Raw genomic sequence first — 23,095 nt, forward strand, 5'->3', positions numbered from 1 at the left:
AGGGGCAACGAGGGGCAAGATCCCTTCCCCCAAGAGGGGTCTTAATGGGTGGGATCCCGCTCATCGGCGGCACTAAAGTGAGCGCGTTCGCACGGTGAAGTCCGTGTCGCCATCCAGGCTGAACCCTGAAGAACCCGTGTCGTCCCAGTCCGGGAAGAACGTGTCCGAAACAACCGCAGCTCCGTCTCCGGCGAAGACTTCCACAGAGGACGAATCCAAGAGGATGGTCAGATGGACCTTGTTCCCGGAGGATGGCAGGGCCACTTCGTGAAATGGGCTGAACTTTTCAGAGAAGTTGCCCGTTCCGGCCTTGGACCGGTCCACCCTGAGAGTGTGGTTCTCCTTGTTGTAGGAGATACGCAGGCCCGCATTGGCATCGGGCGATTGGCGGAGGATCAGTCCGGCTTCGCGGGCAGAGGTCAGTTCCATCTCGAGTTCGATCAGTTGGGCGCGGCCCGTGAAGTCCTCGCCGAGTGCCTTCGGTGAGGAGCCGATGGTGAGGTTTTTGCCTTTGACTTCACTGCCGGCGCGTTCAAGTGCCGTTCTTGCTGCGGAGGCGATGACGGACCGCAGTTCGAAACGGCGCTCTCCGCGAACCAAGGTGAGCTCGCGCGGAATCGCCATGGAACCTCGCCACGGAGTGGTGGGAACATGCTGGGCGTAGTCCCAGTTGCCCATCCAGCCAAGCAGCACGGGTTTGTCACCGGGCGCGCCGGAGATGGAGTTGGCCGCGTAATAGTCGGCGCCATGGTCCAGCCACTGGGATTCGTTGAGTGGGGCATCCGGTGCGGCCGCGTTTTCGGCTGTGAAGCGGGTCCCGTCGAATTCACCGACGAAGTACTGCATGCCCGAGCCGCCAGCTATACCGCCGGGGTTGATGCTGAGCAGCATCACCCACTTCTTCGCGGTGGAACCTTCTACCTTCATCTGGAGAAGTTCGGGCACCTCCCAGAGCCCTCCTTGGGCTCCGACTCCCGAGAAATCACTCAAGTAATCCCACTGGAGCAGATCGGTGGACTTGAACATTTTGACCACTTGGGCGTCGGCCACCACGGTGGTCATCACCCAGTAACCGCCCGGCTCATACCAGGTGATTTTGGGATCGCGGAAGTTGTTGTTCGTGGGCGCGAGGTTCAGCACAGGGTTGCCCCGGTACTTCTGCCAGGTGGTCCCGTTATCCAGGCTGAAGGCGAGCGACTGTGCCTGCGCGCCCTGGGGGAGTGCACCGTTCTTCCCGTAAGCGCTGGTGTAATGGGCCACCATCGGCGGATTCCCTGCCGATCCCAGTCCGGAAGCGTTGTTCGTGTCCATGACGATGCAGCCGGAGAAGATCTCTTCCTCGGGGCTGGCTTCCATGGCCACGGGACGCTGTTCCCAGTGCACCAGGTCTGTGCTGGTGGAGTGGCCCCAGGACATGTTGCCCCACGAGTTTCCGCGCGGGTTGTACTGGTAAAACGCGTGGTAGGTCCCGTCGTGGAAGACGAGGCCATTGGGGTCGTTGAGCCAGTTCTTTTCAGCCGTCAGGTGGGCAACGGGCCGCCAAGGATCCGAAGCGGTAGGTGCCGGACCCGTCGAGGTGGGGGACGGCGTCGGGCTGGCCGTGCAGGAAGCGGCAGAAAAGGCGACCACGACGGCGGCACTTGCGGCCAGTAAATGGCGGCGGGACAGGTGGGGGTTGGGATAAGTCATGGGGAAAATCCTGAAGGGGTTGGGGTGGCAGGGGTGCTGGCCCTTCTGGAGCCAACACCCCTGCCGCGGCCTCACGGCCAGGGTTTTATGGCCTACTTGTAGTGGCCTTCGCCGCCGACGCGGACGTTGGTGGGCAGGTAGCCGAACGGGCCGAGGCCGTTCTGGCCGAAGCTGCGGTCAACCTGCGTCACTCCGCCCTTGAAGTTCATCTTCACGGTGGGTGAGAGTGAACCGCCGCGGACACCGTCCACGTTGTCGATGAACGACTGCACCAGGCCTCCGGGCTGCACGTAGTGCGAGTAGGCCTGGAACTGGCGGCCATTCTGTCGGGGGTCCGGGCCTTCCGGGGCGTTGGCCGGCATGTTCAGGTCCGTGGGGGAACCCAGGGCCAGGCCGCTGTTGTTGACCGGCTGGTAGTCCGAACGGACGCCGTTGCCAACAAAGCCGTACACGCCGTCGGGACCGCGCATGCCGTCCGCGTAGGTGAACTGGTGGCTGATGGTGAACAGGTAGTACTTGTTCTTCCCGTTCTCGTTCTGGATGAAGATCTGGGGACGCTCAGTCTGATCGTTGACGCAGTTTGCAGACAGGATCGGCGGAAGGAAGCTCCACTTGGTCAGGTCCTTGTTGTCTGCGACTGCCAGGCCCACGTTTGCTGTCTGGTACCAAGCGCCGGTGCTGTTGACCTGGGCCACGGTTTCGGCGTTGGGATCGCCGGGCTGGTAGCCCAGGTCTTCCTGCTTGCACTTGTAGGAGCCCCGGGTGCCACCGGTGTTGCCTTCGAAGACCATGAAGGTCTTGCCCGGGTGTGCGGGGTCCGCGAACGTGTACGGATCACGGAAAGCGAAGCCCGGGTTCTGGGCCTTGTTCTGGTACAGCTTTCCGTCCGGTTCCAGCAGTTTGGTGTGCTGGAAGCCATCAAAGCTCACGCCGTTCTTGTCGGCATGGATGGTGCCCAGGGCCTTGGCGATGGCCGCGTCGGGGGCGATTCCACCCCCACCGGCGTTGCGTTCGGCGATGTCATAGAACGTGGTGGCCGTGTAGAACACGTTGATCTTGTTGCCCTGCATGAGGCGGGTGGAACCGGACCATTCCGTGTTTCCGATGGACGTGTTGTCCAGGAACAGGTGTCCGCCGTAGTTCCATTTGTCCTTGGCAGGATCGGCGTTGGTCTTCCGGAAGAAGTAGCCGATCCGGGCGTTCCAGTGGCGCTGGTCGAAGCCGTAGCCTGCATGCCGGTCAGCCACCAGGGAGAAGATGACGTCATAGCCCTTGTAGCTGATCTGGTTCGCGTTCTCGTCGGTCAGGGACCAGGTGTCCCATACCCAGACGTCGTCGTTCATGGCCGGGAAGTCCTTGGGGATTTCCGGCATGGTGACGTTGGGGCTCATGGAGTTCTGGCCCGGTGCAACGTTGGGGTTGCTCTGGGCCATGATCTGTTTGGCGTCGGCGCGCGTCCACTTGGACGTGAAGTCTGCTGCCGGGTCGTAGGCCTGCTGCGTATGGGTGGTTGGCAGCGGGAAGCCGGGCGTGGGTGCCGGCATGGTGCTCGACGGCGGGTCGGCCGGCAGGTTGGCCTGCGCAGCGGGCGTGACCAGCAGGATGCTGCCTGCCACGCTGGCTGCAGCGGCGACGGCTATTGCCCGTCGCAGACGGCGGCGTGGCCGTTGAGGGGTTGAGTGCGTGTTCATGCTTGCTCTTCTCGCGGAGTGTTGGACTTCGTGGAGTGGGGCGCATGCCCTGTCCCCTGATGAGGGGTTCTTTTACTCAGGCGTCCGTCGATCCGCTGGAAGCGTCTTCGAAGGACGCCATCGTTTCGAGGTGGCGACGAGTCCATGCGGGGCCCTCGTCGCGGTGTGTTCCGGCACGTCGACTTACCGGAGCACTCTCCACGCTAGACACGTGTTAGGTCGCAAATCAAAGGGCATTTCATCTGCCCGGGAGGCTACCCGCCCGTAGATGCGCAAGCGCTTACATTGCCAACGTGCGCGCGTGACATTTCCGGCCAGGCAGGTCAAATGTTGCGCAACAAATCAGATTTATTCTGGGAATCTGCTGTGCATTTACTTCCCGCCCCCGATTGTTAGCGCACACGCCGACGCGCACCCTTAAAGACGCGCACCCTTAAACAGGAATGCGTGGCCACCTGCCAGTGACCACGCATTCTTTGGGGTTCGTCTTAGAGCTTGGCGATGATCTCAGCCAGGAGCTTGGAGATCCGCTTGCCCGCGGCCTGCCCGGCTTCCAGGACCTCCGCGTGGCTCAGGGGGACCGGGCTGATACCTGCGGCGAGGTTGGTCACCAGCGAAATGCCGAAGACTTCCATTCCCGCATGGCGGCCGGCGATCGCTTCAAGCGCGGTGGACATGCCCACCAAGTCGGCGCCGATGCGCTTGGCGTACTGCACCTCGGCCGGCGTTTCGTAGTGCGGGCCCGTGAACTGGGCGTAGACGCCCTCCTGCAGGGAGGAATCGACTTCGCGGGCAAGATCGCGGATGCGTGAGGAATAGAGGTCGGTGAGGTCAACAAACGTGGCGCCCTCAAGCGGTGAAGTTGCGGTGAGGTTGATGTGGTCGCTGATGAGCACGGGAGTGCCCGGGGTCCACGCCTCGTTGAGACCGCCGCAGCCGTTGGTAAGGACCAGGGTCGTGCATCCGGCGGCTGCTGCGGTGCGGACGCCGTGGACCACTGAACGTACACCGCGGCCCTCGTAGTAGTGCGTCCTGGCGCCGAGGACCAGGGCCCGCTTGCCCTCTTTGGTGAGGACGGAGCGGATGGTGCCCACATGGCCCACGACTGCTGGTTTGTGGAAGCCCGGGACCTCCGAGGCGTTGAGTGTGGCGGTGGTTTCACCAATAAGGTCCGCGGCCTCCGCCCAGCCGGATCCGAGCACCAGTGCTACATCGTGGGACTCGACGCCGGTCTCCGCGGCAATGAAGTCAGCGGCGGCTTGTGCGGCTTCGAAAGGGTCTGTGTTCATCAGCTCAGTGTTACTCACTGGTACAAGCTACCTTGCGGCCACGGGACTTTGGTAGGGACCCGGGTGCTGGTGAGGGTGGGCTGAGTGGCAGCCGGCGTGGCAATGAGCGAGAATTGAGGATTGTGACCACCCAAGTTGACTTCAGTGCCCCCCGTATCGCGATCCTGGGAGGTGGTCCCGGCGGATATGAAGCTGCCATGGTGGCCGCCTCACTCGGCGCCCACGTCACCATCGTTGAGCGGGCAGGCCTCGGCGGCTCAGCCGTGCTGACCGACGTCGTGCCTTCCAAGACCCTCATTGCCACCGCCGACCTCATGACCCGCGTCGGTGAGGCGGACGAGCTGGGAGTGAAGTTCGACGGCGACGGCACCGCGTCCAAGCCCCGTGCAGACCTTAAGCACATCAATGATCGTGTCCTGAACCTGGCCCATGGACAGTCCGAGGACATCCGTGCCGGCCTTGAGCGACTGGGCGTGGAGATCGTGATCGGTTCCGGCAAACTGCTGGACAACAACACCATCGAGGTCCTGACCCTCGAAGGAACCCGCACCATCGATGCCGACGCCATCCTGCTGGCTGTCGGCGCCCACCCGCGCGAACTCCCCACGGCCAAGCCCGACGGCGAACGCATCCTCAACTGGGCCCAGATCTACAACCTGGACGAGCTCCCCGAAGAGCTGATCGTGGTGGGATCCGGTGTTACCGGCGCGGAGTTCGCATCCGCCTACAACGGCCTGGGATCCAAGGTCACCCTGATTTCCAGCCGCGACCAGGTCCTTCCCGGCGAGGACACGGACGCTGCCAAGCTGCTGGAGGGCGTCTTCGAGCGTCGGGGCGTCCGCGTTTTGTCGAAGTCACGCGCGAACGCCGTCGAGCGGACGGACGACGGCGTGAAGGTCACCTTGGGTGACGGATCGGTCGTGACAGGCTCGCACTGCTTGGTGTGTGTTGGATCCATACCGAACACGGCCGGAATCGGTCTTGAAGAAGCCGGTGTGACCCTCACGGAGTCCGGCCACATCAAGGTGGATGGCGTTTCCCGCACCACCGCCCCCAACATTTACGCTGCCGGCGACTGCACAGGCGTTTTCGCCCTGGCTTCTGTAGCCGCCATGCAGGGCCGCATCGCCATCGCGCACTTCATGGGCGACGGAGTGAAGCCGCTCAAGCTCAACCAGGTGGCGTCCAACATCTTCACCTCCCCGGAAATCGCCTCCGTAGGCGTTTCCGAGGCCGATCTCGCCTCCGGCAAGTACCAGGGCGACGTGGTGATGCTGTCCCTGCTCAGCAATGCCCGCGCCAAGATGCGCAACACCAAGGACGGCTTCGTCAAGATCATCGCCCGCAAGGGATCAGGCACCGTGATTGGTGGCGTGGTGGTTGGCCCGAACGCTTCCGAGCTCATCTTCCCGATCTCCGTGGCCGTGACCCAGAAGCTCCACGTGGACGACGTCGCCAGCGCCTTCACGGTGTACCCGTCGCTCACGGGATCCATTTCTGAGGCCGCACGGCGCTTGCACGTGCACATGTAGGTTCAAACGCCGACGCCCGTTTCGACGGTTCGCTGCGCACCATGCCGTTCGCACGGCACCCTGCGCAGCGAGCCATCGAGGCGGGCGTTTCTGCGTCCAGCGACTTAGCGGATGCCCCGGTACTTGAGGCCGGCTCCCAACGCCGCCAGGCTCAGGCAAGCCAGGATGGCCAAGTAGTAGGCAGGGGCGACATCCTGTCCTGTGATCTCGATGAGGTACGCGGCGATCATGGGAGTGAAGCCACCGAAGGCCGCCACGGAAGCGTTGTAGCTGAAGGACAGTCCGGTTGCCCGGGAACGTGCATCAAAGGCGTCCGACATCACCGAGGGCAATGCTCCGAAGTAGGCGGCCTTCAGGCAACCGAGAATGGTCATGGTGGTGGCCAGAACCAGGAAGGACCTCCCGGCAGTCAGCCAGAGGAACAGCGGGATCACCATCAGTGCGGTCAGAATGACCGTGGGGATCATGATCCTCAGTCGCCCGAACTTGTCCGAGAGGTGCCCCACCACGGGTGTCCCGAAGGTGAGGATGACGCCCGTGATCACCAGGCAGCTGAACGAAGCTGACGGGTCGAGTCCCAACTGCTTGATCCCGTACGTAGGCATGTACTGGAGGATGAAGTTCACTGCCGTGGAAATGGCCAAGGCGCCTGCAGCAATGAAGATGCCGAGCTTTTGGGTCTTGAAAACATCCAGGATGGGGGATCCCGAGGCTCCGGCGTCGTCGTCGCTGCGGACGATCGGCGCTTCATCCACATGCTTCCGGATGAAGTAGCCCGCCGGGCCCACCAACAGCCCGAAAATGAAGGGGATGCGCCAGCCCCACTCGGTCATGTCCGATGCGGAAAGCACGGAGGTGAGGACGGCGACGAAGATGGCTGCCATCAGCGATCCCAAGCCTTGGCTGGCGAACTGGAAGCTTCCCAGGAAGCCCTTGCGCTTGGAGTCTTGGGCGATGAGGAACGACGTCGCGGCACCAAACTCACCACCAGCCGAGAAGCCTTGGACCAGGCGGGCAAGGATGATGCCGATCGGGGCGAGCATGCCAATCTGGTCGTAGCCAGGCATGAAGGCGATCATCGCCGTGCCGATCACCATCAGGCGGATGGTCAGCATGAGGCCCTTTTTCAAACCCTTCCTGTCTGCGTAGGAGCCAAGGATGAGGCCGCCCAGGGGACGGATCAGGTAGGAGGCGCCAAAGACGGCAAAGGCTTGGATTAGCTCCACTGCCGGGTTTTCGGCCGGGAAGAAATTGCGGCCGATGTAGATGGCAAGCAGGGCATAGATGCCCATGTCGAACCACTCCAGGGCATTACCGACCGTCGCGGCGGCAATTCCTCGCGTGGTCGATTTCCTGGACTGCGGGCGTACAACGTCGTCGTTGATGCCAACAGGTGCCGGCTGCTGCGCAGGACCGGCGTTGGGCGTTGTTGTCATGGTGTTCCCTCGATGATACGTAGTGGGATTCAGGCGTGGGCTGCTGTGCGGCGTTGCTCCAGGACAGGAACCTGGGCTTGGCCTAGATCGTGGAAGAGCCCGCACGCGATCTGCAGGCCTTCGCGGGCGATGGACTCGAGCATGTGTTCGTTGGGCGCGTGCTGCAGGCAACCGGGGTAGGAGTGCGGGACCCAGAGTGTCGGCAGCCCCAGGATGTCTTCGAAAACGTGGTTGGGGAGGGAGCCGCCAATGTTGGGCAGGATCGCCGGTGCCGTGCCCGTGGTCTCCGTGATGGACTGGCTGGCCCAGGCAACCCAAGGATTGTCCGGGTCCAACCTGCTGGCAGGAAAGACCGTGGTGACCCGGGCCTTGACCATGTCAAAGCCCTTGGCGTCCAGATGGTCCTGAAGTCGGCGCTCCAACCCGTTGGTGTCTGTTCCGGTGACGTATCGAAGTTGCAGGATTGCTTGCGCGGTTCCGGGAATGGCGTTGACGGGGTTTTCCAGGTCAGCAGCGCCCAGGGCCAGGACTTCCAGCGTGTTCCAGCCGTAGACCCGCTCAGCAGGGCTGAGGCTCTCATCGCCCCAGCCCTCATCAACGGCAGGGTCTTCGGGCCCCGGCAAGATTTCGACGCCGGCAAGGGCTCGCCGGACGGAGCCCGGTAGCGCTACAGGCAGCAGGCCGGGTATCTGAACCCGGCCATGTCCGTCCACCAGTGTGCCGATGGCGGCTGCCAGGGTGGTGGCCGGATTCCGAAGGAGCCCGCCCCAGTTGCCCGAGTGGTAGGAGCTGGGCCGCAGCTTGGCCGTGAGCTCAAAGCTTGCGCCGCCCCGGGCGCCAAGGAAGATCGTCGGAGTATGGGCGTTGAGGCGGGGACCATCGGATGCGATGAAGACATCCGCGGAGAGCTCATCCTGGTGCGAGGCCGCGAACTCGGCCAGGTTGGGCGAGCCGATCTCTTCGCCGCATTCGAACAGGAATTTGAGATTGAAGCCAAGCTTTCCCTGGTGGGCAAGCAGAAGCCGGAGGGCTGCCAGGTTTACCAAGTGCTGGCCCTTGTTGTCGGCGGTGCCCCGGCCGTACCAGTGACCTTCTTGAACGGAAACTTCCCACGGATTACGGCCTCCTGCCCACCGTCCCTCGTGGCCGTCCACCACATCGGCGTGTCCGTAGCAGAGGACCGTGGGGAGCTCAGGGCTTTCCATGCGGGTGCCGAGCAGGAACGAGTTGTCGCTGCCGTCCCACCGGTCCCACCGATCCACGGCGCACCCCATGTCCTCCAACAACTGGGTGAGGATGTCGTCCAGATATGCATTCAGTGCATCTCTTCCCTCAGGCTTGCCGCTCTCTGTCGGGTAGGAGACCGCTGTGCGCAGTTCTCTGAGAAACGTTCCAGAGTCGATGTGATCATTAGCTGCAGCAAGGATTTCGGTGCGTAGAGTCATGGGCTTCGTTCCTCGAATCGTGGTGGCTAACTCCGACTCTAGATGTGGCCTGACTCACTAACCAGTATCCTTTTCTCAATAAGCTTTGACTTGAATGCAAACCGAAGGGAAGCGTGCGACGTGCAGCTGTTGCCAACATCGCTGATCTATTTCCGCGAGGTCGCCGGTACCGGATCCATCACTGAGGCCGCAGAAATCCTCCACGTCTCGCCATCAGCCATCAGCCGTCAAATGAGCAAGCTGGAATCCTCGGCCGGAGCTCCGCTCTTCGTCAGGCACCCGCGGGGCATGATGCTTACCGAGGCTGGGCGATTGGTGTTGGCGCATGCCCGCAGGAGCGAACTCGAAGGAGAATCTCTGCTCCAGGAACTGCGGGATACGGAGTCTCGGCGAACCAGCGTCATCAAGGTTGCCAGTGCGGAAGGGCTGGCTCACTGCAGGGTGCCGGCGGCCATCGCAACGATGGTAGCCAGCTACAGCGACGTTGTGTTCAACCTGGTGGTCGTGCCCTCAGCAGAGGCCACGCGTCAAGTGATCGACGGCAAGGCTGACATTGCCGCGGTGTTTGCCCTCGGGCCCCAGCGTGATGTCACTGTGGAGTTTTCCTTACCGGCTCCTGCCTTGGCTGCCGTCACGCGCGATCATCGGCTGGCAGCTCGGGATTCGGTGTCTCTCAAGGAGCTTTGCGAGGAAAAACTTGCCCTCCCCGGACGAGGGATTACCCAGCGTGAGCTCTTTGATATCGCCGTCCAGCGGGAAGGACTTAGCCCTGAGATCGTCCTGGAAACGGATCAAGTGGGACCCATTCTTGCCTTTGCCCGGAGCGGCGCTGGAGTGGCGCTGATGAGCAGGTTCACGGTCCCGGCACGCGAAGACGCTGGTCTTGTCTTCATCCCCGTGGACAACACGGTCTTCCTCCAGCGGGAGGGACAAATCCAGACCATGGCCGGGCGCCGCAAATCGGCCTTGGTCACTGCCTTCGCTTCGGCCTTGGCGGACGAGCTCTTGGCTGAGTAGACCGGCTCAGTACTGCTTGCGCAGCGCCGAAAGGGCTTCAGCGAGGGGCATATTCAAGGCAGGGCCGTGTCCCGGGAGGACCACTGAAGCGTCAACATCATCGAGCCGATGGGTAGCCCCTAACGCCGCCGCCGGGTCCGAGTGGTACATCCGGTGCAACATCTGCGGGCCGGACATAGGGCTGATCGGGTGCCCGCTGACGAACGAATCTCCCACGGCGATCGCCTGGGCGGTTGGCAGCAGCAAAGCAACGTTGCCCGGGGTGTGGCCGGGAAGAAGGATCGCTTCCGGCTTTCCCGGCAGGCCTTGGAGCTTCTCCTGGGTCCAGGCCTCGGCCCGTGTGGCCGGCTCTGCTTGGAGGGCTTTGGCATTGATGACGTGCAGCATCCAGTGGAACACCTTGGGCCGCCACGCCCGGACCAAGACCTGGCCGAACGTGACCTGATGCTTCTCTTTGCCCTGCACATGGGCAAGTTCCTCGGGGGAGCAGAGGATGGGTGTGCTAAAGGTTCGGGAGAAGTAGGCGGCGGATCCTGTATGGTCCACGTGTCCATGCGTGATCAACATTGCCTTGGCTGCCGCGGGATCCAGGCCGAGCCCACGGACGGACTCCAAGACCAGGTCACGGTCGGCGGGGTAGCCGCCGTCGATCAGGATGAAGCCTGAGTCGTCACGGACAATGAGCCAGTTGGACGCCGGTCCCTCCACGAAAAAGACGCCGGGTGCTTGTTCGGAGATGTTCACCCGAGAAGTCTAGAGAGCTACGCGGCGTCAGGCGGCAGCCGCTTGGAAATGTTTTTCGATGATCCCCTTGATGTCCTCATGGCATCCTCCACAGCCAGTTCCGGCGCGGGTGGCCTTGGAGACCTCGCCGACCGTGCTGCAGCCTTCAACAACGGAGTCCTCGATGCTGGCCGCGCTGACCCCTGCGCAACGGCACACGGTCCGCTGGGGATCGTTGCTGGTTGCGCCGGCGTCAAGCTGGTCAGGCCCATCGAGCCGGAGCAGCAAGGACCGGTCGGCAGGCAACTCAGAGGAACGCTCGAACAGCACCACGAGTTCAGCTGCAGTCCTGGGCATGCCCACAGCTACGAGGCCCTCCAGGACCCCGCCGCGCGTGGTCATCTTCACGTAACGGCCGTGCTCCGGATCTGCCCATTGGGAGATCTGCCGACGGGCACGTCCGGCAACAGCGCCGGCTTCCAACAACTCCTCATCCCAAGGATCGGCCTGGTTGTCGCCGGCCACTGCAAGGTTGATGCCCCGCGCCTTCAAGACCACCACTCCGGGCTTCTCCTTGGGCAACGCCTCCAGTGCATCCGCGGCAGCCTGGCCGTCACGGGCCAGAACCACCAAGTACTCGGCCAGCCATTCGGCCTGGCGCCACCCCGGGCCCACCAAGCCGGAAGGCCCACCTGCGGTACGGCAATCAACGCAGGAAGCGTCCGGGCAGCGCACTTCCGCGCAGTCACCGATCGCGAACATGTGCGGCTCGTGATACGTCCGGAGATGGTGGTCCACCAGAATGCCGGAGGCGACAGGAAGCCCACATCCCTCAGCCAGTTCGATACGGGGCCGGACACCGCAGGACAACACCAGCAGATCGCCGTCGATCGCGGAACCGTCATCCAGCAGCAAGGCCGAGAAGCTGCCGCCGGGTCCGGCCGTCTCCACGCCGGTGGAACGTGCGTTGCCGGCCATCCGGACGCCACCGGCGCGCAGGCTGTTGGTGAGGACGGAGCCACTGCCGCGGTCGATGCTGCGTCCCAGGGGGAAGGGCCCGTTGTGCACCACCGTGGTTTGGGCACCCTCTTCGGCGGCCGCGAGGGCGGTCTCAAGACCCAGCACGCCGCCACCCAGCACCACAACACGTTTGCCTTCGGCAACCGCGGCGCGAAGCACGGCAGCATCCCGCAGATCACGCAAAGCTGTAACTCCGGCCGGAAGGACGGGCCGGGAGGGATCCGGGTTGAGTCCGGTCAGGTTGGGAATCACAGGACGGGAACCAGTGGCGAACACCAAACGGTCGTAGTGTTCAGTGGTGCCGTCCGAGAGGACTACGTGCTGGCGGGCACGGTCGATCCGCTTGACCTTGATGCCCAACCGGACGTCAACACCGTCGGACGTCAACTCGGACGCATCGGCCATCGCCAAAGCCTCGGCTGTGGTGCGGCCAACGCCGAGCTCAGCAACCATGACCCTGTTGTATGCAGCCTCGATCTCCTGACCCACCACCAGCAATTGCACCAGTCCAGTGCGAACGGCGGGGAGCAGTTCGTCAATGAGCCGCGATGCCACAGGCCCGAATCCAACTACAACAATGCGTTCGCTCATGATGCCTCCTTGACGTGCAGTGGCAGTCGCGTCCCGGCAGGAACTGTGCTCGAGGCCAGATTCTTTGTGGAGACTGCCCGCCGGACCCATACCCGGCTGGTCTTGAATTCCGGCATGCCGGAGATGGGGTCTGTTGCCGCTTCGGTGAGGCGGTTGGCGTTTTCCTGGCCGGGGAAGTGGAACGGCAGGAAGACGGTGTCCGGTCGGACTGTGGTGCTGAGTTCAGCGCGGCAAAGTACTTCGCCGCGCTCGTTCGTGACGGTGGCGTAGTCGCCGTCGGCGATACCGCGGGCAGCTGCTGTGCCCGGGTGGATGAGGAGCCGGGCCTGCGGCTGCGACGCCATCAACTCGCTCACGCGGCGGGTCTGGGCGCCGGACTGGTAGTGCTCCAGCAGCCGGCCCGTGGCGAGTGCCAGGGAGTCGTCCGCAAAGGAACGCACAGCCCGCTTGGAGGGAGTGACGGGAACCATCACTGCGCGGCCATCGGCGTGGGCGAACCCATCGCCGAAGAGCCGCGGGGTGCCGGTGCTGCCCACAGGGTAGGGCCAGTAGGCAGCTTCGCCGCGGTCCAGCATGGCGTAGTCGATGCCCGAGTAATCGGCCAGACCACCAGCAGAAGCCAGCCGTAGCTCCTCGAAAACAGTCTCGGGATCATCGCTGAAAGTCGAAGGGGCCTCAAGAAGCTCCGCCAGCCGGGCCATGAGCCACAGCTCGCTCCGGACACCCGGGGGAGGCGTCAACGCACGCCGGCGACGGATCACGCGGCCTTCGAGGTTGGTCAGCGTGCCTTCTTCCTCGGCCCACTGGGTAACCGGCAAAACGAGGTCAGCTTCGGCAGCGGTCTCGGACATGAAGAAGTCGCAAACCACCAGGAAGTCCAGGCTGCGAAGACCATGGATCACCGCGTTGGTGTCCGGGGCGGACACCACCACATTGGCGCCGTGCACGAAGAGGCAACGGACGCCGTCGGGTTTTCCGAGCGACTTGAGAAGTTCGACGGCGGGCAGGCCGGGGCCGGGGATGAGCGACTCATCGACTCCCCACACGCCGGCGACGTGGGCGCGCGCTGCGGGGTCGGTGATCTTGCGGTAGCCCGGGAGCTGGTCCGCCTTCTGGCCATGCTCGCGGCCGCCCTGGCCGTTGCCTTGGCCGGTGAGCGTGCCATAGCCGCTGCGGGCTGAGCCGGGCAGTCCAAGGAGCAGGCTGAGGTTGATTGCCGCAGTAGCGGTATCGGTGCCGTCTACGTGCTGTTCCACGCCGCGGCCGCTGAGGACGTAGCTGCCACCGGCGCGGGCGCCTTGGGCCAGTCGTCGGGCCGTCTCGCGGATGAGGGTGGCGGGGACGCCGGTGATGGACTGGACGCGCTCCGGCCAGAACGCAGAGAGGCTGCGAACCACGGCCGCGTAGCCGCTGGTGTTCTTCTCGACGTACGAGGCATCGGTGAGCCCTTCGTGGACCACCACATGGCTGATGCCCAAAAGGAGGGCCAAATCGGTGCCGGGCGTCGGCTGCAGGTGGAGGCCGCCGCCGTCGGACGTGAACGCTGCAGTAGCCGAGCGGCGGGGGTCCACCACGATCAGCCCACCGGCATCGCGCGCGCCCTGCAGGTGCTGGACGAACGGCGGCATCGTCTCGGCAACGTTTGAACCGAGCATGAGGATCACGGACGCGGTGTCGAGGTCCGTGACGGGGAAGGGGAGACCGCGGTCCACGCCGAAGGCGCGGTTGCCGGCGGCGGCCGCGGACGACATGCAGAACCGGCCGTTGTAGTCGATCCGGGACGTCCTCAGGGCGAGCCGGGCGAACTTGCCCAGCAGGTAAGCCTTCTCGTTGGTGAGGCCGCCACCCCCGAAGACTCCCACGGCATCATTTCCGTACTGAGCCTGGGTGTCCTTGACGGCTGCGGTGATGAGCATGAGCGCCTGGTCCCAGGAGATGGGCTGGTGCACGCCGTCGGAACCTTTGAGCATCGGCTCCGTGACGCGGCCGTTGTGATGCAACAACGACGCCGATGTCCAGCCTTTGCGGCACAGCCCGCCCCGGTTTGTGGGGAAGTCGCGCCCGGAAACTTCCAAGGGCACGGCGGGTGTGGCCGGTTCTGCGGCGGGCGCTGCCGCTGCCCCCGGAACTGCGGGTGCAGCCGGGGTCAGCGTCATGGCGCACTGGAGCGCGCAGTAGGGGCAGTGGGTATCGGCGCCGTTGGGCATCTAGATGTGTCCGATCGTGTTGCGCTTCTGGGCGGGGCGGATGTAGCAGACCCAGCAGACGGTGAGCATCAGGACATAGGCTCCAACGAATCCGTAGAACGCCGGGGTGTAGGAGCCGCTGGCCGTATTGGAGGCATTGAGTACCTGCGGGATGACGAATCCGCCGTAGGCGCCGATCGCGGAGATCAGGCCCAGGGAGGAGGACGCGAGCCGCGCGGTGGTGGCACTGGGTGCTCCGGAGCGTGCTGCCCGGCTGGACGTTGCGAAGATGACGGGGATCATCCGGTACGTTGCACCGTTTCCAAACCCGCTGGCCAGGAAGAGCAGCAGGAACAAGGTCAGGAAGAGCCAGAAGTTCTTCAGCGGCAACGTCCAGATCATGGTCAGGGTGATGACGGCCATGGAGGCGAACGAAGCAATGGTCATCCGTGCCCCACCCATGCGGTCAGCCATACGGCCACCATAGGGGCGGGCCAGGGAGCCAACCAGCGGGCCGAGGAAGGCCAACGAGAGTGCAACTGCGCCGACATGGATGGACGAGAAGTCCGGGAAGTAGTCCTTGATGAGCTTGGGGAAGACGCCTGCGAAGCCGATAAAGGAACCGAAGGTGCCGATGTACAGGAACGCCATGATCCACAGGTGCGGTTCCTTCAGGGCGGCCAGCGAGCCGGCCACATCACCCTTGGCGCTGGTGAGGTTGTTCATGTACTTGTAGGCGCCAAAGGCGGCGATGATGATCAGCGGAATCCAGATGATGCCAGCCATCGGCAGGTTCACCGTTCCGGCCGCCAGCAGGGTGATGGCGATGGGAACAACGAGCTGCGCGACGGCGGCACCCAGGTTTCCGCCGGCTGCGTTCAGGCCCAGCGCCCAACCCTTTTCGCGGGCGGGGTAGAAGAAGGTGATGTTGGCCATCGAGCTGGCGAAATTACCGCCACCGAAACCGGCGAGTGCGGCCATCAGGAGCATGACGCCGAAGGGCGTTTCCGGGTTCGAGACACAGATGGCCAGGCCCGTGGTGGGAATCAGGAGGAGGAGGGCGGAGACGATGGTCCAGTTCCGGCCACCGAACTTGGGAACCATGAAGGTGTACGGGATTCGGAGCGTAGCGCCTACCAGGCTGGGGATGGAGATGAGCCAGAAGATCTGGTTGGTATCAAAGGTGAAGCCGGCTGCGGGCAGCTGGACCACCACGATGGACCACAGTTGCCAGACGACGAAACCGAGGAATTCGGCGAAGATCGACCAGTAGAGATTGCGCTTGGCGATGGACCGGCCTTCGGCTTCCCACTGGCCCTTGTCTTCGGCATCCCAGTTGGCAATCCAGCGGCCGGGGCGGTGTTCAAGGGCGGGGGCTGCGGTGGCAGTGGACTGGGCGGGGGCCAGTTCTTCTGCGGAGCGGTCAACAGTCACGGAGTGGCTCCTTGGTGGGGGACGTTGTTATTCCAAGGTAGGTTTCGTGCATTTCGTGGACGGGCGCCGTTTGTAAACGTGCTGTGACATTTCCCTATCGGAGGGGTCACCGGCGCGTGAGGCCATGGTGAGGTAATGTGGCCCGGACCACAGGATGAGATTTTCCTGCGCGTCCGCATGTTGGACTTGGTTGTCCGGTCAATGGACAGCCGGAACTATTATTGAACTCTCGAATAAACCTTCGCCGGGTAGGCTCCTGGGGCATCGGCCGGCGTGAACGAAAGCTGCTAATACATGTCTTCCACCGCACCATCCAAGGAAGGCGAGTCCACTAAGCCAGTGAACTCGCGGGGCAAGGTGATCTTCGCGAGCCTGATCGGCACGACGATCGAGTTCTACGACTTCTATGCCTATGCCACCGCGTCGGTACTCGTCTTCCCGAAGCTCTTCTTCCCCGACGCCACTGACATCAATGCTCTCCTCAGTGCGTTTGCCATCTTTGGTGTTGCCTTCTTCGCGCGTCCCATCGGTGCCGTGGTCTTCGGCCACTTCGGTGACAAGATCGGCCGCAAGGGCACCTTGGTTGCTTCGCTGTTGACCATGGGTATTGCCACGTTCCTTATTGGACTCCTGCCCACGGCATCCATGCCGGGATGGGCAATCCTCGCCCCGATCATGCTGGTGATCCTGCGCTTCTTCCAGGGCCTTGCCCTGGGTGGAGAGTGGTCCGGTGCGGCTCTGCTGGCCACCGAAAATGCTCCCGAGGGCAAGCGGGCCATCTACGGCACCTTCCCGCAGTTGGGTGCTCCCATCGGTTTCATCATCGCCAACGTCATCTTCATCTGGATGAACGTGGCCCTGAGTGCCGAAGAGTTCCTGGCCTGGGGTTGGCGTGTTCCGTTCATCCTGAGCGCCGTGCTGGTGATCGTCGGACTCTACGTCCGCCTGAAGCTGGTGGAGAGCGCATCCTTCACCAAGGTGATCGAGCAGGACAAGGTCCAAAAGCTGCCCCTCGCTGCCACGCTCAAGAGCCACTGGCGCCCCGTGGTGGCAGGCACCTTCATCATGTTTGCTACCTACGTGCTCTTCTACATCATGACCACGTTCACGCTGTCCTACGGCACCAAGCCCACCTTGGCCGGCGCGCAGGCCGCAGCCGAAAAGGCAGGCAAGCCCATGACCGCGGACCAGGTCGCGGCGTTCGTCCCCGGCCTTGGCATCACCCGGTCCGACTTCCTGTGGATGCTGATCATCGGCGTCGTCTTCTTCGGCATCTTCACGGTGGTCTCCGGACCGCTCGCGGAGAAGTGGGGCCGCCGCAAGTTCCTGCTGGGTGTCACCGCCGGGATCTTCGTGTTCGGCGCGCTCTGGTTCACCATGTTTGGTCCGGGCCAGGCAGCGGCGATGGTTGGCCTGATCGTGGGCTTCACGCTCATGGGCCTGACGTTCGGGCCCATGGCAGCCATCCTTCCGGAGCTGTTCCCCGCGAACGTCCGCTACACCGGTTCTGCCGTGGCGTACAACCTGTCGTCCATGATCGGGGCGGCTCCGGCATCGTTCGTTGCCATCGCGCTCTGGTCTGCCGCGAACGGCAGCACCTGGCTGGTGGGTGTCTACATGGCAGTCGCCGCGGTGATCACGTTCATTGCTCTTTGGCTGACCCGTGAAACCAAGGACATGGACTACGAGAACAACGTTGCCTAAGTAGCCCAATAACGACGGCGGCTCCGCACCAATGGTGCGGAGCCGCCGTCGTTAAGGGGTTCTTTGCGCTAGTCCTCGATGGTGGCGATGACGGCGCCAGCCGCGACGGTCTCGCCGGCGGTGGCGGCGAGGCCACGCACTGTGCCTGCCTTGTGGGCGGTGAGGGGCTGCTCCATCTTCATGGCTTCGAGAACCACGATCAGGTCGCCCTCGGCCACCACGTCGCCCTCAGCGGCTGCCACCTTGACGATGGTGCCCTGCATCGGGGAGGTCAGGGCGTTGCCGCCAGCTGCAGCAGCCGTGGCGCCGGCCGAGCGGGAACGCTTCTTGGACTTTCCGCCCTTGGCACCTGAACCGCTGGAGACCGCGGCGACGCTGCCACCCAGGCCCGACGGCAGGACGACCTCAAGGCGCTTGCCGCCAACCTCGACGACGACGCGCTGGCGCTCACCGGCGTCGGGCGCTTCAGCACCGGTGCCCGTGGCCGACCATGCCGGAATGCTGTTGACGAACTCGGTTTCGATCCAGCGGGTGTGAACCTTGAACGGTCCTTCAGCGGGAGCGAAATCGGGGTCGGTGACCACGGCGAGGTCGAACGGGATGACGGTGGGGATACCCTCAACAACCATCTCTTCCAGGGCGCGGCGGGAACGCTGGAGAGCCTGCTCGCGGGAAGCGCCGGTGACAATCAGTTTGGAGAGCATGGAGTCGAAGTTGCCGCTGATGACGTCACCCTGCTCGATACCGGAGTCGATCCGGATCCCGGGTCCTGTCGGGTTCTTCAACGTGCTTATGGTGCCCGGAGCAGGCATGAAGTTGCGGCCCGGATCTTCGCCGGTGATGCGGAACTCGAAGGAGTGGCCGCGGACCTCGGGATCGTCGTACCCGAGTGCTTCGCCGCGGGCGATGCGGAACTGCTCGCGGACGAGGTCGATGCCCGTGACTTCTTCCGAAACGCAGTGCTCTACCTGGAGGCGGGTGTTGACTTCAAGGAAGGAGATGGTGCCGTCCTGGCCCACCAGGAACTCACAGGTTCCGGCGCCGAGGTAGTTGGCTTCCTTCAGGATGGCCTTGGAGGACTCGTAAAGCCTCTTGACCTGCTCTTCGCTCAGGTAGGGAGCCGGGGCTTCCTCAACGAGCTTCTGGTTGCGGCGCTGCAGTGAGCAGTCGCGGGTGGAGACCACCACGACGTTGCCGAACGCGTCGGCAAGGCACTGGGTTTCAACGTGGCGCGGAGCATCGAGGAAGCGCTCGATGAAGCACTCGCCGCGGCCGAAGGCTGCTGTGGCTTCGCGGACCGCAGATTCGTAGAGCTCGGGGATTTCGTCCATGGTACGGGCGACCTTGATGCCGCGACCGCCACCACCGAATGCTGCCTTGATGGCAACGGGGAGGCCGAATTCTTCGGCAAACTTCAGGATTTCGTCTGCAGATTCCACGGGATCAGCCGTGCCGGGGACCAGGGGAGCGCCAACCTTTTCGGCAATGTGGCGGGCCTGGACCTTGTCGCCCAAGGCTGAGATGGCTGCGGGGGAGGGGCCGATCCAGGTGATGCCGGCGTCGATGACCTTGGCCGCGAACTCGGCGTTCTCCGCCAGGAAGCCGTAGCCGGGGTGGATGGCGTCCGCGCCGGACTGTTTGGCGACGTCGATGATCTTGTCCATCACCAGGTACGACTCGGCGGCGGTGTTGCCGCCCAAAGCGTAGGCTTCGTCGGCGAGGCGGACATGGAGGGCATCACGGTCGGGGTCGGCGTAGACCGCTACGGAGGCGATGCCTTCGTCCCGGGCGGCTCGGATGATGCGGACCGCGATTTCGCCGCGGTTGGCAATCAAGACCTTGGTAAGAGGGCTGGAAATGGGCTGCGCCGGGTTAGCTGACAAGTTGTTGACTCCTTCTGTCCTTCAGGGAGCCTAGCGCGATTGTGAGGGTTCCGCCCATATTGATGGGGGATTCCGTGTGTGAGGCGATGTTCCTTTGTAGGGTTGCTACAAATGGCGTCTACTGCTCGTCGTTGTCCCAGAGTTCGGTGATTCCCACGTTCGCGTGGACCAGCAGGTCCCGCAGCGTAGAGATGGAAAGCCCGACGACGGCGTGCGGGTCGCCGTCGACCTTGCGGATGAAGGCCCCACCCAAGCCGTCGATAGTGAAGGAGCCGGCGCAGTGGAGTGGTTCGCCGGTGGCGATGTAAGCGTCGATGTCGTAGGTGCTCATTTGGGCGAAGTGGACCTCGGCGCTGGATACGGCCCCTACCGTGGCGCCGGTTCCTTCGGGAGTCTCGTTCTCGTCCGCATCTGCTTCGGTATCCCTGCAGTCCACCAGCCAGTGTCCGGTGTGCAGCACTCCATGCGAGCCACTCATCCGCAGCATCCGCTCCCGTGCCACGTCCGCGGTGTAAGGCTTGCCGTGGGACTCGCCGTCGAACTCGAAGACGGAGTCGCAACCGATAACCAGGGCGCCCTCGGCCTCGGGGAGCGCGGCAACGGCCTCTGCCTTGGCCCGTGCCAAAAGCAGCGCGGTGTCATGCGCGTCCGTCACGCCGTACTTGGCCTGCACCGCATCCTCGTCCACGTCCGAGACCAGGACATCATGCTGGATCCCGGCTTCCGTGAGCAGCTTGGTGCGGGCGGGGGACTGGGAGGCGAGAATCAATCGGGTCACGCCACCCAGCCTAATACCAACCATCTCTCACTTCCCGCGCTTATCCCGCCGACCCCCTATCACCTTCCGCGTGCTTAAACCGAACGCTCGCTCACTTGCCTCAAGCAAGTGAGCGAGCGTTCGGTTATATCGGTTGTTAGGTGAGAGACGGTTAGTGGACCAGTTCCTCGGATCCGGCCTTCGAGCGGTCCGTTCGGTCCAGCTTGGCGCCTTCAACATCGACGTCCGGCAGGATCCGTTCCAGCCACTTGGGCAGCCACCAGGCCTTCTCGCCCAGAAGGTACATCACAGCGGGAACGATGGTCATGCGGACCACGAAGGCATCAATCAGCACACCGAACGCCATGGCGAAGCCGAGCGGCCGGACCATGGTGAGGTGGCTGAAGATGAAGCCGGAGAACACACTGACCATGATGATCGCGGCGGCGGTGACCACGGCTGCAGCGTGGCTGAAACCGGAGCGTACCGCGTGCTTGGCAGTCTCGCCGTGCATGAACGATTCCCGCATGCCCGAGGTGATGAACACCTGGTAGTCCATGGCGAGACCGAACAGCACGCCGATGAGGATGATGGGCAGGAAGCTTAGGACAGCGCCCGGATTGGCGACGTCGAAGATCCCTCCCAGCCAGCCCCACTGGTAAACGGCAACCACGGCACCGAAGGCAGCAGCGAGGGACAGCAGGAATCCGCCGGTTGCCAGCAGGGGGACCACGATTGAACGGAATACCAGGAGCAACAGGAGCAGGGAAAGGCCGACGACGATCGCCAAGTACGGTGGCAAGGCAGCCCCGAGCTTGTTGGAGACGTCAATGTTGCCCGCGGTTTGCCCGGTCAGGCCGATGGTCACGTCCATGTCGTCCTGAATTGCTGAGCCCTTGGCCCGGAGATCCGACACCACCTGCACGGTGCCGGCGCTGGCCGGACCTTCCTTCGGAATGACCTGGAAGACGGTGGTGCGGCGGTCTTCGCTCAGGGCAATGGGCACGGCTGCGACGACATTCTCAACACTGCGAAGCTGGTCCGCCACGTCAAACTGCTTATTCTTGGCGTCGTTCTCGCTGAGGCCTTCCGGGAACTCGCCGACCACGATGATCGGTCCCGTCACGCCTTCCCCGAAGCTGCTGCGGGTGAGGTCGTAAGCCTTGAAAGCCTGCGAATCCACGGGCTCGGATCCGCCGTCGGGAAGTGCCAGCCGCAGCTGGGAGGCCGGCAACGCCAAGGCGCCCAGCAGGACCACGCTGGCAATAAGTGCAACCCAAGGATGGCGCGTCACCATGCCGCCCCAGCCGCCGCTGCTGCGCTTCTCTTCGAGCTCGCGGTCGGCTGCTTCGTGGCCGGGCTCGGCGTTGTGCTTGGCAGCCTTGGCCCAAGCGCGCTTGGAGATGAGTCGGCGGCCGATCAGGGCCAGAACGGCGGGCGTCAGGGTCAAAGCGACGACGACGGCGACCGCAACTGTCGCCGCGGCGGCAACACCCATGACTGCGAGGAACGGCAGGCCGGGGACCACCAGCGCAGCCAGGGCGATGATGACGGTGAGACCGGCGAACAACACAGCGTTACCGGAAGTGCCGGTGGCCAGTGCCGCGGATTCCTCGGCGTCCATGCCGGCCAGGAGCTGGGTGCGGTGGCGGTTGACGATGAAAAGGGAGTAGTCGATGCCGACAGCGAGGCCCAGCATGAGGGCGAGCATGGGGGAGATGGAGCTCATGTCGATCACGCTGGTAAGGGCGAACGTTCCGCCGACGCCAACGGCAACACCGATGAGGGCCATCAGGAGCGGCAAGCCTGCTGCGATCAAAGTGCCGAGCATGAGGATCAGCACCAAGGCCGCGACTGCGACGCCCACGATTTCAGCAATACCGAAGATCTCCGAGACATCTTCGGTGATTTCCTTGCTGGCGTAGGCCGTGACGCCGGCCGATGAGACCGCATGGACGATCTCCTGGACTTCCTCGCGGACGGCAGGGTCAACGGCGTTAATGGAGGTCTTGAACTGGACCTGCGCTACTGCTGCTTTGTTGTCACTGGAAACAAAGCGGAGGCCTTCGGAGGCTTCGAGCTGTCGCTTGCCCAGAGCCAATGCGGCGGCGCCGTCGGCAGCTTCCTTGGCTCCGGCGTCGAGCTTTTCCTTGCCGGCAGCAAGTTCGGCGCGCTGTGGAGCCAGCTGGGCTTCGATCTGGGAGGGTGTGAGGCCTGAGGCAGCCAGTTGCTGTTCCGCCCCGGCGAGTTGGGCCTCGCCCGCTTCCAGCTGTGCGCGGGAGGCGTCAAGCTGGGCCTGGCCCTCGGCTGCCTTCGCCTCACCGGCAGCGATCTCAGCCGCGGAGTTATCCAGTTGCTCCTGCGTGGTGAACGGGTTCACCGTTCCTTGCACGTCCGGCATGGCTTCAAGCTTTGTCAGGGCAGCGGCCACTGCGTCCTTCTTGGCTTGGTCGAATCCGCCGTCGCCGGCGTCGAAGACCACGCTGGCCGAACCTCCCGAGGAATCGGGAAGGGCTTCCTTGAGCTTGTCGGCCATCAGCTGGGTTTCGGTGCCCGGGATGGTGAAGTTGTTGGACATGGTGCCGTGGAACGCTGCGGCCGAGCCGCCCACTGCCACCATGACGGCCAGCCAGATGGAGATGACCAGCCAGCGGCGCCGATACGAAAACTTGCCGAGACGGTAGAGGAACGAAGCCAT

Annotated in this window: 15 protein-coding genes; 3 read left to right on the plus strand and 12 right to left on the minus strand. The window is 63.7% G+C overall.

Annotated features, from left to right (window positions below; all coding sequences use genetic code 11):
- Window positions 1-72: 72 nt before the first annotated feature.
- The 3 genes from J3D46_RS11920 to J3D46_RS11930 all read right to left on the minus strand — a co-directional run bounded on the left by J3D46_RS11920 (window position 73) and on the right by J3D46_RS11930 (window position 4,669).
- Window positions 73-1,689 (minus strand): glycoside hydrolase family 32 protein, encoded by a 1,617-nt coding sequence (locus J3D46_RS11920; protein ID WP_253467362.1) that lies wholly within the window; start codon window positions 1,687-1,689, stop codon window positions 73-75.
- Window positions 1,690-1,781: 92 nt separating this feature from the next.
- Window positions 1,782-3,380 carry a glycoside hydrolase family 68 protein gene (locus J3D46_RS11925; RefSeq protein ID WP_253467365.1) on the minus strand — a complete coding sequence of 533 codons (1,599 nt, stop codon included), beginning with the start codon at window positions 3,378-3,380 and terminating at the stop codon, window positions 1,782-1,784.
- Between the two features lie 488 nt (window positions 3,381-3,868).
- A complete protein-coding gene (locus J3D46_RS11930; protein ID WP_253467368.1) occupies window positions 3,869-4,669 on the minus strand; it encodes a purine-nucleoside phosphorylase in 801 nt (266 codons plus the stop codon).
- 122 nt (window positions 4,670-4,791) lie between these two features.
- Here J3D46_RS11930 and J3D46_RS11935 point away from each other — a divergent pair, with 122 nt between their 5' ends.
- Window positions 4,792-6,201, plus strand: coding sequence for an NAD(P)H-quinone dehydrogenase (locus tag J3D46_RS11935; protein WP_231339257.1), 1,410 nt, complete (start codon window positions 4,792-4,794; stop codon window positions 6,199-6,201).
- A gap of 104 nt (window positions 6,202-6,305) precedes the next feature.
- On the opposite strand, the gene J3D46_RS11940 is transcribed toward J3D46_RS11935, so the two are convergent.
- A complete protein-coding gene (locus tag J3D46_RS11940; RefSeq protein WP_253467370.1) occupies window positions 6,306-7,637 on the minus strand; it encodes an MFS transporter in 1,332 nt (443 codons plus the stop codon).
- A gap of 29 nt (window positions 7,638-7,666) precedes the next feature.
- Window positions 7,667-9,082: a M20 family metallopeptidase gene (locus J3D46_RS11945; RefSeq protein ID WP_253467373.1), complete on the minus strand. Its 1,416-nt coding sequence runs from the start codon at window positions 9,080-9,082 to the stop codon at window positions 7,667-7,669.
- Window positions 9,083-9,202: 120 nt separating this feature from the next.
- Here J3D46_RS11945 and J3D46_RS11950 point away from each other — a divergent pair, with 120 nt between their 5' ends.
- On the plus strand, window positions 9,203-10,099 hold the full coding sequence (locus tag J3D46_RS11950) for a LysR family transcriptional regulator (RefSeq protein ID WP_253467376.1): 897 nt from the start codon (window positions 9,203-9,205) through the stop codon (window positions 10,097-10,099).
- 6 nt (window positions 10,100-10,105) lie between these two features.
- On the opposite strand, the gene J3D46_RS11955 is transcribed toward J3D46_RS11950, so the two are convergent.
- Genes J3D46_RS11955 through J3D46_RS11970 form a run of 4 tightly spaced genes read right to left on the minus strand, consistent with a single transcriptional unit; the run spans window position 10,106 to window position 16,053 of the window.
- Window positions 10,106-10,843, minus strand: coding sequence for an MBL fold metallo-hydrolase (locus J3D46_RS11955; RefSeq protein WP_253467379.1), 738 nt, complete (start codon window positions 10,841-10,843; stop codon window positions 10,106-10,108).
- Window positions 10,844-10,870: 27 nt separating this feature from the next.
- Window positions 10,871-12,433, minus strand: a complete 1,563-nt coding sequence (locus J3D46_RS11960) for an FAD-dependent oxidoreductase (protein WP_231339294.1) — start codon at window positions 12,431-12,433, stop codon at window positions 10,871-10,873.
- Window positions 12,430-14,640 (minus strand): molybdopterin oxidoreductase family protein, encoded by a 2,211-nt coding sequence (locus tag J3D46_RS11965; protein ID WP_253467382.1) that lies wholly within the window; start codon window positions 14,638-14,640, stop codon window positions 12,430-12,432. Before J3D46_RS11965 ends, J3D46_RS11960 begins: the two co-directional genes overlap by 4 nt.
- Window positions 14,641-16,053, minus strand: a complete 1,413-nt coding sequence (locus J3D46_RS11970) for an MFS transporter (protein ID WP_231339302.1) — start codon at window positions 16,051-16,053, stop codon at window positions 14,641-14,643.
- A gap of 294 nt (window positions 16,054-16,347) precedes the next feature.
- Here J3D46_RS11970 and J3D46_RS11975 point away from each other — a divergent pair, with 294 nt between their 5' ends.
- Complete coding sequence (locus tag J3D46_RS11975; protein WP_231339304.1) at window positions 16,348-17,757, plus strand: MFS transporter; 1,410 nt, start codon at window positions 16,348-16,350, stop codon at window positions 17,755-17,757.
- Between the two features lie 68 nt (window positions 17,758-17,825).
- On the opposite strand, the gene J3D46_RS11980 is transcribed toward J3D46_RS11975, so the two are convergent.
- From J3D46_RS11980 to J3D46_RS11990, 3 genes are all read right to left on the minus strand, one after another.
- Window positions 17,826-19,640 (minus strand): biotin carboxylase N-terminal domain-containing protein, encoded by a 1,815-nt coding sequence (locus tag J3D46_RS11980; RefSeq protein WP_253467385.1) that lies wholly within the window; start codon window positions 19,638-19,640, stop codon window positions 17,826-17,828.
- 118 nt (window positions 19,641-19,758) lie between these two features.
- Window positions 19,759-20,418, minus strand: coding sequence for a nucleoside triphosphate pyrophosphatase (locus tag J3D46_RS11985; protein WP_231339320.1), 660 nt, complete (start codon window positions 20,416-20,418; stop codon window positions 19,759-19,761).
- Window positions 20,419-20,569: 151 nt separating this feature from the next.
- Window positions 20,570-23,095 carry an MMPL family transporter gene (locus J3D46_RS11990; RefSeq protein ID WP_253467388.1) on the minus strand — a complete coding sequence of 842 codons (2,526 nt, stop codon included), beginning with the start codon at window positions 23,093-23,095 and terminating at the stop codon, window positions 20,570-20,572.

The sequence above is a fragment of the Paenarthrobacter sp. A20 genome (assembly GCF_024168825.1).
Lineage (GTDB): Bacteria > Actinomycetota > Actinomycetes > Actinomycetales > Micrococcaceae > Arthrobacter.

Excerpts from the sequence above, each read along its gene's own strand:
- J3D46_RS11945 (WP_253467373.1), bottom strand. The coding sequence starts at position 9,082 with ATGACTCTACGCACCGAAATCCTTGCTGCAGCTAATGATCACATCGAC.
- J3D46_RS11965 (WP_253467382.1), bottom strand. The coding sequence starts at position 14,640 with ATGCCCAACGGCGCCGATACCCACTGCCCCTACTGCGCGCTCCAGTGC.
- J3D46_RS11920 (WP_253467362.1), bottom strand. The coding sequence starts at position 1,689 with ATGACTTATCCCAACCCCCACCTGTCCCGCCGCCATTTACTGGCCGCA.
- J3D46_RS11960 (WP_231339294.1), bottom strand. The coding sequence starts at position 12,433 with ATGAGCGAACGCATTGTTGTAGTTGGATTCGGGCCTGTGGCATCGCGG.
- J3D46_RS11925 (WP_253467365.1), bottom strand. The coding sequence starts at position 3,380 with ATGAACACGCACTCAACCCCTCAACGGCCACGCCGCCGTCTGCGACGG.
- J3D46_RS11930 (WP_253467368.1), bottom strand. The coding sequence starts at position 4,669 with ATGAACACAGACCCTTTCGAAGCCGCACAAGCCGCCGCTGACTTCATT.
- J3D46_RS11990 (WP_253467388.1), bottom strand. The coding sequence starts at position 23,095 with ATGGCTTCGTTCCTCTACCGTCTCGGCAAGTTTTCGTATCGGCGCCGC.
- J3D46_RS11975 (WP_231339304.1), top strand. The coding sequence starts at position 16,348 with ATGTCTTCCACCGCACCATCCAAGGAAGGCGAGTCCACTAAGCCAGTG.
- J3D46_RS11940 (WP_253467370.1), bottom strand. The coding sequence starts at position 7,637 with ATGACAACAACGCCCAACGCCGGTCCTGCGCAGCAGCCGGCACCTGTT.